This is a genomic window from Leptolyngbya cf. ectocarpi LEGE 11479 (assembly GCF_015207065.1).
Lineage (GTDB): Bacteria > Cyanobacteriota > Cyanobacteriia > Phormidesmidales > Phormidesmidaceae > Leptothoe > Leptothoe ectocarpi.
The window spans coordinates 1-2,163 of the sequence record NZ_JADEXP010000577.1 but is presented as its reverse complement, the minus strand read 5'-3'; the positions used below and the strand labels follow the sequence as shown (position 1 = coordinate 2,163).

The window sequence follows — 2,163 nt, the reverse complement described above, 5'->3', positions numbered from 1 at the left end:
GGTCGCCGGTCCACGCCATAATTTCAAAGTTGAGAGAGCTATCGCCAAAGCTTTGAAACCAAATTTCTGGCTTGGGCCGTAGCAACACTTCAGGGTGACGTTTAACCGCTTCTAGCAACGCCACCTTTACCCGAGCAATGTCAGACCCGTAAGCAACGCCCACCGGCACCCGTAGCCGAGAGATCGGATCGCCATGGCTCCAGTTGATCACTTCACTTTCTAAAAAGCGAGAGTTGGGCACAATGATCGTGACTTTATCAAGCGTGGTAATCTCAGTGCTGCGGGCACCCACTTGTTTAACAATGCCCACCAGGTCACCAATTTGAATAAAGTCTCCTGCTTGAATTGGGCGCTCTAGGGTGATGATAAAGCCGCTAATAAAGTTGTTGGCAATATTCTGGACGCCAAAACCAATTCCCACACCGAGCACGCTAGCTAAAATGGTCAAGGAGCTAACGTCAATGCCAAATGCTTGCAGCAGAACAATCAGCCCTAAAAATAGCAGGCTGTATTGAACTAAAATCCCAACAATATCCTGCAGTCGAGATTCTACTCGGGCTCTTTCCAGGATGTACACGCGAAAGAGCTGGGCAAACAGTCGAGCGGCAAACCATAGGCCAATGGTGAGCCCGAGCAAGATCACCAGACTCAGAGCAGAGTATTTTTGGTCACCCAGGGTAATACTTTCAATGGTGAGCAGCGTGTAAATGGTGTGCCGCCAAATGCGAATCTGAGGAAACAGACCCGTGAGATAGATAGACGTAAACAGCCACAGTCCTACTTTTAAGCCCAGTAGACCCAGCCGCCAGAAGAACTTGATGGGGCTTTCCCAGGGGATGAGGGGATTCGCGGGCAGCGTAAACCATCGATTTAGAAAGCGAGAGCTGCGACGGCTAAAAATACGAAGGACGATGTGGAGTGCGATCGCACCCCCCAACGCCACCAAACTATAAACCAAGGCCCGCTGCAAATAGGCCGGACTGAGTTCTCCCTGCCCCCGCTGCAGAGCCGGTTCTAGAATATTTTTCCAGTCTTGAGCCTGACGAGTAATCGGATAGCCTGGAGTTCTCAGATCGGCCTCTGTAACAGTGACCAGGATGTTATCGCTATGTTTACTGCGCAAAACAGTCCCGTCATTCTCGACAACCACATCAACGTCGGTGGGTCGAGAGAGTTTTACCTCTTCTTGCAGCCGTTCATTAATGCTCTGGGCGCGTTCAGCAGCCGTGATATTTCCGACTCCCTTCACCTCAAGCACCTTGCGACCATTGACCACAACTGGCGCAGTAGGGTCGGCGTCAAGCAGCGTCAGCTGGGACTGAGCCGGGGGGGCAACCACTCCCCATATCAAAACTATCAGGGTTAGACATAGCCAACCCCAGCGGCTCATACGCCAGCGCCTAGGCCGTTGGGGAATCAGTCGAATTCTCAAGGGCGCTAATTTCCATATGGGACAGTCTCTCACTACTCACATCGTCTCCCGCATCCGCAATGTTGGCTGGATTCAAAGATGATTCTGGAGCGGGCTCAACGGTAGGCTGCGCCTGGTTGAGCAATGCCCGGGCCGCAATCCACAGCCCCACCCCCACCAGGAGTAAAACAATACCCCCCAGCAGCCAACCCAAAACAGCGTTAGGCGCTTTATCGGCCTCCATTCTGGCCACATGGCTATACTCACGATTCAGCTCCGTGGAATTCGTATCAGCCCGATCAACGATCACCGCCGTCATCTTAAATGGACCGATTCTAATCGTATCTTTGGGGGTAAACAGCTGACCCGTTTGCTGAATCGGTCGGCCATTGAGAAAGGTGCCATTGGCGCTCTGGTCTGAAATGTACAGCTGGCGGTTGGTCATGGAAATGATGGCATGACATCGAGATACCTGCTGATGCTCCAATTCCAGATGGGATACTGGTAGATGCTCTAGGCGAGCTGGCATTTTGCTCGCTTCACGGCCAATGGCTACTGGCAGCTGACGAGACGCATACCGAGATTCTCCGGTGACCGGATCTTCCCAGTTAAGTTGGACAACGACCGGTTCGCCTGACATGGGGATGGTAAGTGATACAACGGAGTTCGAAGACGATCTTACTCTAAATAACAGCCGGCGTTCTTTGTCTTGCCCGCAGCTTATAGGGTACAAAAACCCCATTCCCCATTCC

At 52.2% G+C, this 2,163-nt stretch carries 2 protein-coding genes; both read right to left on the bottom strand.

Features of this window, described 5'->3' with window-relative positions:
* Nucleotides 1-1,390 (bottom strand): mechanosensitive ion channel family protein (locus IQ260_RS30080; protein WP_193996721.1); only part of this gene is annotated, 1,390 nt, incomplete at its 3' end.
* A 10-nt stretch (nt 1,391-1,400) separates the two neighbouring features.
* Complete coding sequence (locus IQ260_RS30075; RefSeq protein WP_193996720.1) at nt 1,401-2,051, bottom strand: FHA domain-containing protein; 651 nt, start codon at nt 2,049-2,051, stop codon at nt 1,401-1,403.
* Between the last annotated feature and the right edge of the window lie 112 nt (nt 2,052-2,163).

Coding starts and splice junctions, on each gene's coding strand:
- IQ260_RS30075 (WP_193996720.1), bottom strand. CDS start 2,051: ATGTCAGGCGAACCGGTCGTTGTCCAACTTAACTGGGAAGATCCGGTC.